This is a genomic window from Paludifilum halophilum, from assembly GCF_002245355.1.
Lineage (GTDB): Bacteria > Bacillota > Bacilli > Thermoactinomycetales > DSM-45169 > Paludifilum > Paludifilum halophilum.
The window spans coordinates 238,799-251,444 of the sequence record NZ_NOWF01000005.1 but is presented as its reverse complement, the minus strand read 5'-3'; the positions used below and the strand labels follow the sequence as shown (position 1 = coordinate 251,444).

At 50.0% G+C, this 12,646-nt stretch carries 14 protein-coding genes and 4 tRNA genes; 4 read left to right on the top strand and 14 right to left on the bottom strand.

Translation table 11 applies throughout. From position 1 onward, the window contains the following. Window positions 1-378: 378 nt before the first annotated feature. From CHM34_RS10095 to CHM34_RS10050, 10 genes are all read right to left on the bottom strand, one after another. Window positions 379-1,767 carry an FMN-binding glutamate synthase family protein gene (locus tag CHM34_RS10095; protein ID WP_094264469.1) on the bottom strand — a complete coding sequence of 463 codons (1,389 nt, stop codon included), beginning with the start codon at window positions 1,765-1,767 and terminating at the stop codon, window positions 379-381. Next, window positions 1,760-2,041: a hypothetical protein gene (locus CHM34_RS10090; protein WP_094264468.1), complete on the bottom strand. Its 282-nt coding sequence runs from the start codon at window positions 2,039-2,041 to the stop codon at window positions 1,760-1,762. The genes CHM34_RS10095 and CHM34_RS10090 overlap by 8 nt, the downstream gene beginning before the upstream one ends. A gap of 153 nt (window positions 2,042-2,194) precedes the next feature. Then, window positions 2,195-2,551: a Rieske (2Fe-2S) protein gene (locus CHM34_RS10085; protein WP_240511958.1), complete on the bottom strand. Its 357-nt coding sequence runs from the start codon at window positions 2,549-2,551 to the stop codon at window positions 2,195-2,197. Further along, a complete protein-coding gene (locus CHM34_RS10080) occupies window positions 2,532-3,620 on the bottom strand; it encodes an amidohydrolase family protein (RefSeq protein ID WP_240511957.1) in 1,089 nt (362 codons plus the stop codon). The genes CHM34_RS10085 and CHM34_RS10080 overlap by 20 nt, the downstream gene beginning before the upstream one ends. Before the next feature lie 561 nt (window positions 3,621-4,181). After that, window positions 4,182-4,256 (bottom strand) — tRNA-Val (locus CHM34_RS10075). A 22-nt stretch (window positions 4,257-4,278) separates the two neighbouring features. Then, window positions 4,279-4,354, bottom strand: a tRNA-Ile gene (locus tag CHM34_RS10070). Window positions 4,355-4,360: 6 nt separating this feature from the next. After that, window positions 4,361-4,437: transfer RNA gene (locus CHM34_RS10065), tRNA-Asp, on the bottom strand. A gap of 5 nt (window positions 4,438-4,442) precedes the next feature. After that, window positions 4,443-4,518, bottom strand: a tRNA-Met gene (locus tag CHM34_RS10060). A gap of 48 nt (window positions 4,519-4,566) precedes the next feature. Then, on the bottom strand, window positions 4,567-4,785 hold the full coding sequence (locus CHM34_RS10055; RefSeq protein WP_094264465.1) for a hypothetical protein: 219 nt from the start codon (window positions 4,783-4,785) through the stop codon (window positions 4,567-4,569). Between the two features lie 332 nt (window positions 4,786-5,117). Further along, window positions 5,118-5,654: a phosphatidylglycerophosphatase A family protein gene (locus tag CHM34_RS10050; RefSeq protein WP_094264464.1), complete on the bottom strand. Its 537-nt coding sequence runs from the start codon at window positions 5,652-5,654 to the stop codon at window positions 5,118-5,120. A gap of 224 nt (window positions 5,655-5,878) precedes the next feature. Between CHM34_RS10050 and CHM34_RS10045 the strand changes: the two genes are divergently transcribed. The 3 genes from CHM34_RS10045 (at window position 5,879) to CHM34_RS10035 (ending at window position 7,419) form a co-directional block, all read left to right on the top strand. Beyond that, a complete protein-coding gene (locus tag CHM34_RS10045; RefSeq protein ID WP_094264463.1) occupies window positions 5,879-6,397 on the top strand; it encodes a 2'-5' RNA ligase family protein in 519 nt (172 codons plus the stop codon). Between the two features lie 18 nt (window positions 6,398-6,415). After that, on the top strand, window positions 6,416-6,847 hold the full coding sequence (locus CHM34_RS10040) for a GNAT family N-acetyltransferase (RefSeq protein ID WP_240511956.1): 432 nt from the start codon (window positions 6,416-6,418) through the stop codon (window positions 6,845-6,847). A gap of 218 nt (window positions 6,848-7,065) precedes the next feature. Next, on the top strand, window positions 7,066-7,419 hold the full coding sequence (locus CHM34_RS10035) for a hypothetical protein (RefSeq protein ID WP_094264462.1): 354 nt from the start codon (window positions 7,066-7,068) through the stop codon (window positions 7,417-7,419). A gap of 49 nt (window positions 7,420-7,468) precedes the next feature. Here the strand turns inward: CHM34_RS10035 and CHM34_RS10030 are convergent, their stop codons facing one another. Both CHM34_RS10030 and CHM34_RS10025 read right to left on the bottom strand, forming a co-directional pair. Further along, entirely contained in the window at window positions 7,469-7,666 is a 198-nt protein-coding gene (locus CHM34_RS10030) for a hypothetical protein (RefSeq protein WP_094264461.1), read from the bottom strand. A gap of 62 nt (window positions 7,667-7,728) precedes the next feature. Beyond that, window positions 7,729-8,265: an AAA family ATPase gene (locus CHM34_RS10025; RefSeq protein WP_169713685.1), complete on the bottom strand. Its 537-nt coding sequence runs from the start codon at window positions 8,263-8,265 to the stop codon at window positions 7,729-7,731. Between the two features lie 96 nt (window positions 8,266-8,361). Between CHM34_RS10025 and CHM34_RS10020 the strand changes: the two genes are divergently transcribed. Beyond that, entirely contained in the window at window positions 8,362-9,729 is a 1,368-nt protein-coding gene (locus CHM34_RS10020; RefSeq protein ID WP_169713684.1) for a sodium-dependent transporter, read from the top strand. Window positions 9,730-9,871: 142 nt separating this feature from the next. On the opposite strand, the gene CHM34_RS10015 is transcribed toward CHM34_RS10020, so the two are convergent. Both CHM34_RS10015 and CHM34_RS10010 read right to left on the bottom strand, forming a co-directional pair. Further along, window positions 9,872-11,440, bottom strand: coding sequence for a YecA family protein (locus CHM34_RS10015; RefSeq protein WP_169713683.1), 1,569 nt, complete (start codon window positions 11,438-11,440; stop codon window positions 9,872-9,874). Window positions 11,441-11,599: 159 nt separating this feature from the next. Continuing rightward, the gene (locus tag CHM34_RS10010) at window positions 11,600-12,613 is read right to left on the bottom strand and encodes a resuscitation-promoting factor (RefSeq protein ID WP_094264457.1); all 1,014 of its coding nucleotides are present in this window, start codon (window positions 12,611-12,613) and stop codon (window positions 11,600-11,602) included. Window positions 12,614-12,646 lie beyond the last annotated feature (33 nt).

Here is a 12,646-nt window from a genome sequence, read left to right as displayed (position 1 = left end):
GATTTATACAGCAGGATGAAGCTTGGAAACGCCCGTCCATATAAAAAGCGTGATATCCATCCAAATTCCGTTCTTTTTAGACATATACCCTGTTCAAGCTTCCAGAACCAAGCATATGATGTCTTGAAACTTGAAAGGAGGAATGCATCATGTCTGGTTTCGGCGGATACGGTGGCGGTGTTGGCGGGTTTGGCCTTCGTCGTTTGCTGATCTTCCTGTTGGTCATTGCCACCATCTTTGCCACTGTAGGGTTTATCGGATTTTATTAAGGACCCCAAAACAAAGGTAAAGGGAACCTGTTTTTAGCCCGGTGATCCACCGGGCTCATGTTTTTTAATGCTTTAGAAGCCGAAGTAGAAGCAGTATATAAACCGAGAATCAACTCTCTTGTTCGATGAGCCCTTGAATCCGATCTGTCCACTCTCCTTGCTTTTCCGGAGACACCCCGGCGTATTCAATCCCGGTCGTCACCGATAAGAAAGGATCTACCGTACATAGATCGGATTTATTGAAGTCCGTTAAAGCTGTCTTGCCCAGGGAGGCCGCCACCAGGTCCATTTCATGGACACAAGCGTTCAAATAACGAACGAGATTCATCACAGCCCGCTGAATATCCAGCTGATCCGTGATTTTACCCGTATAAATCGCTAAACCGGTCGGGGCTTCAAAAGGAAGAGATTTTACCATCTGATCCCCGATCAGAGCCAGTACTGCAGTCGTCCCGATATAGACGGCATCACTTCCCAAAGCAAGCGCCTTTAACATATGTCCCGGAGTCACCAATCCCCCTGTAGAGATTAAGCTGACATTACCAATCGCTTTTTTACGAGCGAGAAAATCGCGTGCCCGCGTGATGGCAAAAAGAGTCGGCAATCCCAAATCATCTTGGAGAATCGGGGCCCCTCCGTGGGTTCCGCCTTCGGCACCGTCCAAGGTGACAAAGTCGACTTCCGATTGCAGAGCGATGTCCAACTCCTTTTCTAAATGGTGGGTAGCGGCGATTTTTAACCCAACGGGCACACCGGTTTCCTCCCGAAGGCGTCTGACGAGCTGTATGAAATCCTCTTTCGTATGAACACCGGGCAATCGGGAATGGATCTGGGCGTCTTCACCTTCCTTTAATTCAAAGACCTCCCGGTATTCGGGACCGATATTTTTGGCGGCACTCCGTTGAGGTGAAGAACCCTGCGCTCCTTGGCCCAATTGAATTTCGATGGCATCCAGCCGATGGTATTTATCCGGTGTATTCATCCAACCACCCCGGTTGTATTGACCGATAAACAATTGAGCCGACTCTCTTTCCTCTTCGAGCAGCCCCGCTTCCCCTGAGTTTGTCGCTGTCCCCATTTTCGTCGCCGCTTTCGACAGAGCGACTTTAACAGACTTGCTTAAGGCCCCTCCGTAGGACATGCCGGCGATCATAATCGGGATGGAAATGGTAAGCGGTTTTCGAGCCCGATGACCGATGGTAACAGAACTAGAGATCCCTACCTCTTCCGGTGTGGGGAATCGATCAAGATGGGCAGGATTGAACAGGATTTTTTCCCAGGGGGAAAAATGGATCGGACTCCCCAACGGCCTGGGAACCGTCGTACCCTGGGCGGAACGCATGACGGTTTCCATCAAGTTGATCGGCCCCACCTTTTTGGATACCGGTACCATTTCGAACAGGTTTTCAATGTATTGATCTTTGACCATTCGGTGAAGAGCCTTATCGACCGTTTCATTCATGGCGGATCGGATCCATTTATTAATCAACCTAAACACCTTCCGTGTCCTCCTCCACCCTGGAATCCGTGGTGTCATTTTGGATTCTCTTCACTTCTTGGGCGAGAGATAAACACATCTCCTTGATCGTTCCCAATTGCCGCGCCGCGCTCTGTTCTTCCACAGCAATGTCCATCAGTTTGTCATGGTCGAATTGGGTTAATTTCCGGTAATGATCCCGCTCCAAGCTGGATAAAGTTCCAGCCATTGTTTCGATCCGGAGAAGTTCGGAATGCAGGTACGAAAGAGTATTTTTCAATGACTGAGATTCCATGGGTACAACCACCTTATCGTTTTCCAGTAGTCTGCCCCATCAAAAAGAGCCCATTCGTAAATAAGCTCCGTCTTCTTATCAGGCCAGTTACACAGACATCAAACAAAAAACCCTTGATATAGATCAAGGGTTTGGGTGATGGGCAGTACCGGGTTATTTGGAGACGACGACGTCATCCCCCTCGATTGCCACTTTGAAACCCGGAAGCCGACGGTTCGGATCGGACAACATGCGCCCTTCGTTTTTAATGTCGTATTCCCGGCCGTGCCAAGGACAACGAAGGATTTCACCTTCTTTTACATAGCGGTACTCTCCCGGTTGGTCTGTGGGGGCGGAAGCGCCGCACACAACCCCTTCCGACATCGGTGCACCTTGATGGATACACTGGTTTGAAAAGGCGTAAAAGCCGCCGTCGAGGGTACGGCACACCACAATCGGCATACGGCCCAAAGTCGCCTTCATCATGCCGCCGGGGCGGAGGTCATTTTTTTTACACACTGCTTGTTTCACGGTTCCCCCCACCTCCATGGACTTCCGGCAGTTTGGGATAAAAAGCTTTCGCATTATCAAAGAAAATCTTTTGACGCAACGGTTCACCAAGAGCCGGTAACGCGCGAGCAGGCGAATCATAGTCCCAATGCGGATAATCCGTTGAAAAACAGATTATATCCTCCGACCCCATTTGATCGACGAACTGCAAAAAATCATGCTTGCTCATCTCCTCCATGGGCTGCGTTGTAAAACGGACATGTTCCCGCACAATCCGGCTGGGCATCCGTTTAACCCAAGGTACTTCGTGACGGAGATCCGTGTACTGTTGATCCATTTTCCGCATCAGATGAGGAACATACGTAAAACCGCCCTCAATCATCATCAATTTTAGTTGCGGATATTTTTCGAAAACGCCGTTGTACACCATATTGCTCACTTGAATCATGTGAGACGTCGGAATCAGAGTGTGCCACTCGATAAAATAGCGCGGCCACCTTCCGAAATGCGTCGGCGGTTCATTATGATGCATACCGATCATTAAATCATGGTGCTCCGCTGCCTCGTAAATCGGATGGTAATACGGGTCGCCCCACAAATTGTCATCGATTGGAAGCAAAATTTGAACCATTTTGGGGTGCGGACCCACTCGTTCAATTTCGCGCACGGCTCCCTGAGGGTCCTGTGCCGCGATGTGAACCGAACCGTAAAGGCGTTCGTCTTTTTCCAACCAGTTTTCAATCTGCCAATCGTTATAGGCGGAAGCGAGAGCCGTCGCCATTTCATACCAACCGTGCATCGAAGACGGGGAAGGATCCAATGCGCCCGTGAGCACACCGAAACTGTGCTGGTTGGCATCCAATAACTGTTGTTGCATAAACGCCAGATCCGTCCCCGCCGGACGCCCGTCCGGAACCCGGGCATCCGCCCGGTCTACTCCGGCGACGGCAGGCTGGGTATAAGGCATATGTTTTTCCTGAAGCCAATGGCAATCCGTAATGTATCTTTTCCACGGATTTTCCAGATAGGTAATCAAATCTTCATAAAGCACTCTTTCGTGAATATCCGTATCTATCAAGCGACGTGCCACCCATGAACCTCCTCTATACCCCATTGGATGCCAATGCGCATTGACGGAACAGATTATACTTGAGGCATGCTTCGGCTGACAAACCTCCTGATCACAGCTGAGCGGACACCGTATTCGCCAGTGACGCTCAGTGAAAGCCAGTGAAAGTCAGTGGCCGAATTTCAACCCGGTGGTTGAGCTTGTTGTGAGTGGATGGAACTCTCTTCGGGGCAAATGAAGAATGGCCCGTGCTATGGTGAACATGAGCCATCCTGATAAAACGCAACATGATGCGTCGGTGATTCTTTTCTCTTTTTCCTGAGTACAACTTCCGCTTAAGTGTTTTGAAAAGCAATGCCCCCCCCATCAGCAGGATAGGAGGGAGAACAGCATACCGGGTGATCGGAACATTCCGAAATCACGAGTGCCACCGAAGTAGATCAGAATGATGGTAGCCATTGTCGACAACGTAACCCCCCAATTGGAGTTGTTATGTGTTTTTCCATATTCATATTGGGAGGGTTGTGGTCAACGACCACAAGCACACAAAACAAAAAAACCTTGGTATACCAAGGTTTTGGGTGGTGGGCAGTACTGGGATCGAACCAGTGACCTCTACCGTGTCAAGGTAGCGCTCTCCCCCTGAGCTAACTGCCCAAACATAATTTCTCTGGGGTAGTGGTGGGCCCAACAGGACTCGAACCTGTGACCAATCGGTTATGAGCCGACTGCTCTACCAGCTGAGCTATAGGCCCAAAAAATGGCGGAGCTGACGGGACTCGAACCCGCGACCTCCGGCGTGACAGGCCGGCGTGAACTCCAACTTCACCACAGCTCCATATTTGGTTGCGGGGGCAGGACTCGAACCTGCGACCTTCGGGTTATGAGCCCGACGAGCTACCGACTGCTCCACCCCGCGGCAGCGACAATTAATAATATACAACATTTCTTTGATAGAAGCAAGGGGTTACCGAAATTTTTTTTGGTTTTTTTTATTGGACTGCAATAAAGCAGGTGATTCCCAAATGTAGCGCACACCGTATCGCCCCCGTTTGGATTGGAAAACTTCAACTTCCGCTGGGCTTTCGTAACCGTAAATCCACCAGTCCTCCTGCATACGGGCGGCCAAACAGCGGGCCTGAAAACGAGTATTGTACAATTTGGCCCAGTAGATCCAGCAAGGCATTGACGACTCTCCTTTTCCTCCGTAGTCCCGCGCTAAACACCTTCTGCTTCAACGATCATATCCATGGATCTTCCTTTCAATATGGTGCCAAACGAAACCGGGTTTCATGCCCACGGGCAAACGTACATTTTTGGAGGAACCGTGCCCTCCCCTCCCCTCTTCAACATAAGATATATCAGCAACCGGATCCAATGTTTGATTGACCACCTATCTTCCATTGGACGGATGTTCCCTCCTCATACGGCCGAGCCTGACGGCCCGGCTTTTCTCTTTTTGAAAAAAAGCCTGCCGCCCTCTGTATTCCCCAAGGCGACAGGCTCTTTTTACGTTGTTTAACCCGCATGGCTGTCCGGCACTTCACCTTTTCGCTCTTCTTCATCCCGAATGCGGTGAGCGAGACGGCTGGATGCAGCAGAGGCGATACTGGCCACCAAATCATCCAGGAAGGTATGAATCGGACCATCCGTTTTCGTATCCAATTTCTCAATCATACCGATCTTATGCTTATCCAGGTAACCGAAGGTGGTTACCGCGATACTGCCATAACCGAAGACCGAACCCAGCGCAAGGGTTTCATCACACCCGAATAAACCTTCATCGGATTCAATAAGGGACTGAAGCGGTTCGGAGAGTTGTTTTCGATCCGCCAGCCGGTCCAACTCGATACCGACGAGAATGGCATGTTGGATCTCCCGTTTTTCCAATACAGCAATCACGCTTTCTACACAAAGGTCCATGGTGAGACCTTCACAATAGGGGGATTGCATGCGGTGCACAATTTCCGCAATTCCGTCAATGGTAACTCCGCGCTCCCGCAGTCGTTCCATGGCGGCAGCCTTTACTTCCCGGCTGTGAACACGCCTGTTCATCCTTTTTCCTCCCTTCGGCCCCGAAAAGGGCCATAGCCCCATCTTATCATAAATCCTCCCGAATGATGCAGAGCCACCGGGAAAGATAAAGCTGAGATACGGAAACTTTAACGAAAGCGGCTGAAAAGGTATAATGGAATCAGACATGTTCAAGTTTTTTTATCTTCGTTTCATCGTGGATTGAGGGGGTTTTTGCAACCGATCCATCCGAGGGAGGGAATGTGATGAAATACGGTATCGCCTTTTTTCCGGATAAAAAGATCCAAGATATTGCTAACTCCTATCGAAAGCGATACGATCCCCATTATGCGTTAATCCCGCCGCACGTCACACTGAAGGAAGCCTTCGAGATGGATGACGAGGGGCTTTCCCAAGCCAACAGCCATCTGGAGAAGGTCTCCCGCGAAATTGCCCCGTTTCTCATCCATTTTCCGAAATTAAGCACCTTTCACCCGACCAACAACGTTATCTATATCGCTGTGGAGGAAACCGAAGCGATTAAGTCATTGCACGAAAAGATCAATTCCGGCGTCCTCTTCCATGAACGCAGATACGCCTACATCCCCCACTTGACGATTGGACAAGAGATGCCGGAGGATGAACTTCATGACGTTTACGGCAGTCTGCGGATGAAACGGTTTGAACTGAGCACATGGGTCGACCGGTTCCATCTGATGTACCAACTTGAAAACAAGTCTTGGACGATTTATCAAACCTATTTATTACGGGGATCCAGCGAATAAAAGGAGGCAGGAACCCCCTTGGAGCCAACCATAACCGTCATCGATCATTCCGCCGATTTAAAACAGGCTTTCGACATCCGCAAACGCGTATTTGTGGAAGAACAAGGGGTCCCGCTATCCGAGGAAATCGACGAGTGGGATCAAAGCGCCATTCATTTTTTAGCCGTGGATCGGGAACAAGCCGTCGGTACCGCCCGTCTTCGCTTGCCGACAAAATCAACGGGAAAAGTAGAGCGGGTAGCCGTACTCAAAAGTTCCCGGGGAAGCGGACTTGGCCACTCCTTGATGGTGGCGATCGAGGATTATGCCCGAAAACAGAACGTTGAGGAATTAATCCTGAACGCCCAGGTCCAAGCACTCGATTTTTATCGAAAGCTGGGTTACCGGCAGCAAGGTCCGATCTTTATGGATGCAGGTATTGAACACATGGAAATGAGAAAACCTCTGTAACAGCAAACAGCTCCGCCGCTTATCTCGGCTGAGCTGTTTTTCGTTGAGGTACAGGAGGTACGGTCACCCCCACCGATGATGTCATCAGACCGACTCAGACACGCTCCTTTTTGAGGAGAGTTCATCATACCCGTTCCCAGACGATCATAACATGAAAATATCCTTTGTTTTCTGAACCCTGCCTGAAGAACCCCATTTGTGATGAGGAGGCTCCAAACTTGAACCTGAAGATCAAACCGATCGCAGGTCTGATTCGAACCCGCGATCACATCGATCGTACACTCAGGTCCCAGGGATTCGCTTGTCGTGCCAGCCACCCTCCCGTCTACGACATACGAATTCAAGACAGCGCTTCGGGTGTTGCATACCGGTTACGCATTCCCATACAGGCCCATTCACTCACCAACAGTGGAAAAAAAGGATCCATGGTTCGTCTGGGTACACCTCGTATCAGCCGAAACAACGGAGGCTCCCAACTCAATCAAGAGGTTCCCAGCGCCATCATGGAAGCCGCCAACCATAAAATCGCTGAGATCGCATCCTATCTTAACAATCCTACCATTCAAAAATAAAGACCCCTCAAAAAACAGCACCCTGTGAAGGGTGCTGCTACACTCAATTTTACTTCGAGGTACGCTGTTTGATCTCCTCTTTGGTGCGATCGGCCAACTGGTTCGCCTTTTCCCGGGACATCGGTTCCCGGGTGTTTTTATTCACTCCCAGTTCCTGTCCCACTTCGTTCATCATTTCGTCGATCCTGCGATCATCGTTGGTCCGACCACCTTGTCGGCGCTGGTTCGGCTTCAAGAAATCAAACAAACAAAACGCCCTCCTTTTGGTTTCATTGAGTGCTTCCTTAGTATCGCACGGTCTCCCTCTCATTATGATCCCCTGTTTATGGTGACGATCGCTTGATCCACATCCTCTTCTCCCAGGACATAAATCCGATCGAATCCTTCCTTGTATACATCCGTTTTTGCTTTATGCAGTAAAATGTAAAAGGATCGGATCACGTCCTCCGACACCTTTCTCTTTCGACTTTTATTTCGGGACAAGCAGGTGGAAAGACGGACATCCAACACAATCACCCCTGTCCGAAATCCATAATCCCCGGCCAAACGCATCATTGAGCGTCTCATTCCCCTTCTCAGCGCTGTCGCGTCGATCACGGTCAGACGGCCAAGGCTCATACGAAGCCGGGCGATATGGCGAACCAAAGAAAAGGTTTCCCGGTGGACTTTCATATTGTATACATTGTCGCAAACCCTTCGACGACAATCATCGGAAGAAACGATTTCCGTAGGGGCAAAATGGCGGCGGGCGAAAGTGGACTTCCCACATCCCGGTGCACCGCACAACAGGATTAAGCTGTTCGAGGGAAAGGAAAGAACCCGGGACAAACGAACCACCCCGTCCATGGCAAGATTCCCCATAGGATCCCTTATATTTTTCACGATTATACTGTGTTACACTGAATTATTAATATCCTTAACGACAGGGAGGTCGACATCCGATTGGCTCACTCATCCAAATCTTCTCGTGAACAATGGTCTGGCAAGCTCGGGTTTATCCTGGCTTCCATCGGTTCCGCCGTCGGCCTCGGCAGTATATGGCGATTCCCCTTCATCGCAGGGGAAAACGGCGGCGGAGCCTTTGTCCTCATCTATCTGGTTTGCATTCTGCTTTTAGGCTTGCCGGTGCTTCTGTCGGAAATCGTTCTGGGTCGGACTGCCCTTCGCAATCCGGTCGGAACCTATCGAAAACTGGCACCGGGCACTCCTTGGTTTTTAACGGGTTTTATCGGGATGGCCGCGACCATTCTGATCTTATCTTTTTACAGTACAGTCGGAGGGTGGACACTGGCTTACGCCCAAAAAGCTCTTACCGGATCTTTCAGCCAGATCGGAATCAACCAGGCGGAAGCCGGATTCGGCTCATTGATCGGCAGCCCTCTTCAGCCGATCTTATGGCAGGCTGCTTTCCTGATTCTTACTGCCGGAATCTGCATCTTCGGATTGCAGAAAGGGATTGAACGAACCACCAAATTTTTGATGCCTTTGTTGGGCGTCCTTCTGATTATTCTGGTGGTGCGATCCGTCACCCTCCCCGGAGCGATGGAAGGTATCAAGTTCATCTTATATCCGGACTGGTCCCATGTGACCCTGACCACCTTTTTTGAGGCATTGGGAATGGCCTTTTTCTCCCTTAGTGTGGGAGCGGGGGTCATGTTAACCTATGGCAGTTATCTGTCCAGAAAAGAGAGCATTCCCAGCGCCACAGGGAATATCGTCGTTTTTTCCACCCTGGTCTCACTGGCGGCGGGCCTAGCCATCTTTCCCGCCGTTTTTTCTCTAGGGTACGAACCGAATACCGGACCTCCACTGGTATTTATCACATTACCCGCGGTTTTTGCCCAGCTGCCGATGGGAGGAGTCTTCGCCATCCTCTTCTTCCTACTCTTGGCGGTCGCCGCCCTTACATCGGCGATCTCCCTGTTAGAAGTTCCCCTTCGCTATTTGGAGGACGAGCACAGCTGGTCCCGGAAAAAAAGCACCTTCATCGTCGGCGGAATCATCTTCTTTCTGGGGATCTTTTCGACCCTGTCCTTCAATACGCTATCAGGGGTTCAACTGATTCCCGGATTGCCTGTCTTTGATTCGATGGACTTTATCGCTTCCAATGTCTTGCTTCCTACCAGCGGTCTCCTCACCATCTTATTTGCCGGTTGGAAATGGGGAGTAGCCAAACTCTTGCGGGAGTCTCGGGGAGATCACGAAGCCGGGTTCCCTCTGGAAACAGCATGGGGCTTTATCATTCGCTGGATCGCTCCGGTCTTGATTTTGGCGGTTTTTGCATTTCAAGTGATATCCAGTTTTATATAGAAAGGCGGAAGAACCCCGGTGGCCATTTTTCTTTGGCACAATGGGGTTTTTTCTTTAGACAAACGAATGACCCAGCATCCGTCCCCGGATCAGGCTGGGTCATGTCTTCCCGTAAGCGGCTTGATGAATCGGTTTCGATTCCTTAAACGGACTTCGCTTGAGGCAACTCAAAAAAGGGATACACTCCTTCGATTCGCGTCAAAGTACTTTCCTGATCCTGTACGGCAACCGCTCCCCGCACCCAAAACCGATTTTCCATCCAAGCGGGAGGAAGCGCCCTTAAATTGATCTGTACAGGCAACCATTTGTCTCCCAGATTCAGAGTCGCTCCTGCGGCGGAAATAGCCAATTGGTACGTACCCGCAAGCCCGGAAGGTTTGTTCTCCGAGCGGGAAACTCCGTTCTCCTCCAGCCACCGCCGTGCTTCAAAGGCCACGGGCAACTGATGAGTCAACCGCTGATATACCGGCACGAAGGAGGTGTAGATATCTGTGATCGCTTCTTCCTGAAGCCAGAAAAAGAACTTTTTCATGGTGTTCATAAAGATTTTGGCCTTGACTGGATTTCCTTGTCCCTGATCCATATACCAGATGGCAAAGAAATGGGAAAGTACTTCCTCCGTCAACATCGTCCAGTTAAAAGACTTCCCGAAATGCTCCGACACATATTGACGAAAGAGTTTGAGGGAGTTTTGATACAGCAACTGGGTACGTTGTTGTAAGTCGCTGACAAACCGGGTTGTAAACTGGTCCAACTGCTGGTCCACAATCTCCGGCACTCCGGGTTCCCCAGAGATCAAGAGGGGAGCCGCCGGCGGCCGATCTCCTTCTACGGTTTCCGTTTCTCCGACAGGCCGAGAGGAAGGACTCTCCACAGGAGAAACCGTTCGATGAACATCAGGAACCCCTTTTTCAACAGCAGAGGCGGATTCTTCAACAGCGGGGGCCGTTTCTTCGAGAGCGGGGGCGGCTTCGTCCATCATCTTCTGAGCCATTACCTTATCCACCTTTTCCATATCCCGCGCCCGCTGCATCAGCCAACCAAGGACCTGCAACCCGTTATGCTGCCAATACTCACGCTTTATTTCTCCTTCTTTTCGTGCTTGATTTTTTAAGTACATCATCATCTCTCCCCTCATCTCATCCCCGAAAGATGTGTAAGGGCCAAACAGCTCATAACGGCTACCTAAACGGGAGAGGCGGGCAAACAAGAACATCCCTTCCCGAAGGGGTTCCGTCATCCACACACGGTATCGCCGATCTTCGCCCAGCGCCTGGAGACGGACCTCTGAATCCCTCTTTTCGACAACTTCGTAACCGGCCAGACAGATTTCGCACAACTCCTCAAGGACGCGCTTCACTTCCGGCTTTGGATGAAGAGTCTCCCTCCATGCATCGACCGCCCGGCGGCCGTCGATACAAGGGGCGTCGAAAAGTAACCAAAAACGCAATGAATAGACATGATTGGAAGGGACGGGTTGATCTGGAGGAAGATTTAAATGTTGTTTAAATTTTTGAGCCCACTTCCATTTGTCTTCCCTCGTCAACCGTTGTTCAAACCAGTGGTCCAATTCCTTCAACAGGCGGGTTTTCACCCTTAACTCCCTTTCCTCCCTGACCTGTTCCGCCGAACGGAACGCTACCACACGTTCACAACATTTTTTGTATTTTTTTCCACTTCCGCAGGGACAAGGATCGTTGCGACCGACCATCTCGACACATCCCATTGAAAAGTCCTTTTCTGTAGTATATATGAAATCCGTCCCCCAATACAAAAATATTTGGAAAAGCCTGATGCAATTCCCACTTGTGATACCATCATAAAAAGAAAAGTCCTGCGGCGTAAAGACCGCAGAACCCCTAACCGAAAATTATTCCAGAATATAAATCGTCACATTTCGTCGACCCCATTGAACCGCTTCCTCTCTGCTTTCAAAAAACAGGTCGATCGTATTTCCGTTAACCGCTCCACCGGTATCCTCCGCTACCCCTTCACCGTAACCCGGTATGTAAAGGCGGGTCCCCAAAGGGATAACGTTGGGATCCACGGCGATGGTTCCCCGAGAAGGCGTCGTTCCTGTCGCGGTTTTATTGCCAGTCGCCGTATAACCTGTCGCTTCTCCCTCCATCGACTTCTTATACTTCAAACCGGCGATCCGGGAACCTCCGGAGGCGACTTCGGTATCCTTTTTCTCTTCGGGCTCCTCTTCGACTTCACCCGAGCCGACAGTGACAATTTTGGTAACAGGATCCACTTTATCGATCAGTTTTTTATCGGTCACCATCGATTTACCGTTTTTATAGAGGGCCGTAACCTGATAAATTTCCTTCCCCTTTTTTCCTTCTTGAGTGACTTTCTTTTCACCCTTCGGCAGGTCCGGATCCTCTTTTTTCTTAGTTTTGTAGTCGATTTGCTCTACTTTTTTATCGACCCGCTTTTCGATTTTGTCAATGATAATGGCCAAACCATTGGTAATCTTCTGATCCAGGGCGGCGTTCAACTGATCATTTTTCCCCACTTCGATCTTTTCCGCTTTGAGAAAATCACCGACAGTCGTCTCCGTCGTCTTCAACTTTTTAGGTTTCTCGCCGCCCACCTTGAGAGAGACGGAACAATTGCAAGTCAGATGAACCTTTGTATCCTTTTGGAAAGGTTGATCCCACTTCACGCTGGATTTGTACTGTTTTTTAAGTTTTTTCGGATCATACCCTTCCTCCGCTAAAGCTTCCGACAGTGTACCGTTAAGGACATCGGTTGTGATGGTTTTATCTTTATCGCTAAATGTGATTGTTACCTCTTTCTTCATCATGGCGTAACCGACGACGGTACCGGACAAAAGCAGGATGGTCGCAACCCCTAACACGATAATCAGGGTTTTCTTCATCCAATACCTCCTTCTTTTCCGACTGCTCAAAAT

What these genes read in the sequence shown, in the direction of transcription:
- CHM34_RS10090 (WP_094264468.1), bottom strand. Translation starts at nt 2,041, where the DNA reads ATGGAATCTCAGTCATTGAAAAATACTCTTTCGTACCTGCATTCCGAA.
- CHM34_RS10055 (WP_094264465.1), bottom strand. Translation starts at nt 4,785, where the DNA reads ATGCCTTGCTGGATCTACTGGGCCAAATTGTACAATACTCGTTTTCAG.
- CHM34_RS10050 (WP_094264464.1), bottom strand. Translation starts at nt 5,654, where the DNA reads ATGAACAGGCGTGTTCACAGCCGGGAAGTAAAGGCTGCCGCCATGGAA.
- CHM34_RS10045 (WP_094264463.1), top strand. Translation starts at nt 5,879, where the DNA reads ATGAAATACGGTATCGCCTTTTTTCCGGATAAAAAGATCCAAGATATT.
- CHM34_RS10025 (WP_169713685.1), bottom strand. Translation starts at nt 8,265, where the DNA reads ATGGACGGGGTGGTTCGTTTGTCCCGGGTTCTTTCCTTTCCCTCGAAC.
- CHM34_RS10015 (WP_169713683.1), bottom strand. Translation starts at nt 11,440, where the DNA reads ATGGTCGGTCGCAACGATCCTTGTCCCTGCGGAAGTGGAAAAAAATAC.
- CHM34_RS10010 (WP_094264457.1), bottom strand. Translation starts at nt 12,613, where the DNA reads ATGAAGAAAACCCTGATTATCGTGTTAGGGGTTGCGACCATCCTGCTT.